1 protein-coding gene is annotated in these 239 nt (G+C 27.6%); it reads left to right on the top strand.

Annotated features, from left to right (window positions below):
* Window positions 1–182: Gp49 family protein (locus R0J87_RS24310; protein WP_498889614.1), on the top strand; the 182-nt coding region annotated here is incomplete at its 5' end.
* Window positions 183–239: the final 57 nt, after the last annotated feature.

The raw sequence follows: 239 nt of genomic DNA, 5'->3' as shown, positions 1-239 counted from the left end.
ATTATGATGTGAAAATTGGTATTGCATGCTGTAAAGAACGAATCGTTGATAAGATTTGGAATTTAGAAGGATATCGATTGCAAAGTAAGCTACATGATATTAAGGAATTCCAGAAAAAATCTGTCGGTTTACTTTCTGAAGAAAAAATAGATCAAACTATAGAGAAAATGTTAAATAACTAAAATTAGAAAGGATCAGATTGATATGCCAAAACCATTAAATTATAGATTGAGATTAAA

Origin of the sequence: Halomonas sp. SIMBA_159 (assembly GCF_046536035.1) — a bacterium.
Taxonomy (GTDB): domain Bacteria; phylum Pseudomonadota; class Gammaproteobacteria; order Pseudomonadales; family Halomonadaceae; genus Vreelandella; species Vreelandella venusta_A.
This window is presented reverse-complemented; position numbering and strand designations above follow the sequence as displayed.